Here is a 255-nt window from a genome sequence, read left to right as displayed (position 1 = left end):
TGAACGGGATTCAGACAGGTTGTTCACGGTGCTGTTCAGGTTGCTGATAACAGAATCGAAACGGTTCTGTACCGCACCCAGACCGGAGCGCAGTTCATCAACCTGTGCCAGTGCATCGTCAATCGCTTTCAGCTGACCAACGCCTGCCATTTGATCGGCAGTCGCGGTGGTGCCTGCAGAGAAGGACACGGTATCAGCCGCGCCGCCGGAACCTGCGCTGAAGGTGGCGTCCATGGTGATCGCCACATCTGCGCC

1 protein-coding gene is annotated in these 255 nt (G+C 58.4%); it reads right to left on the bottom strand.

Features of this window, described 5'->3' with window-relative positions:
• Positions 1-255, bottom strand: a 255-nt coding sequence (locus J1778_RS24535) for a flagellin (protein ID WP_274388715.1), incomplete at both ends; no start/stop codon positions are given.

Source organism: Rahnella bonaserana, assembly GCF_019049675.1.
Taxonomy (GTDB): Bacteria; Pseudomonadota; Gammaproteobacteria; order Enterobacterales; family Enterobacteriaceae; genus Rahnella; species Rahnella bonaserana.
This window is presented reverse-complemented; position numbering and strand designations above follow the sequence as displayed.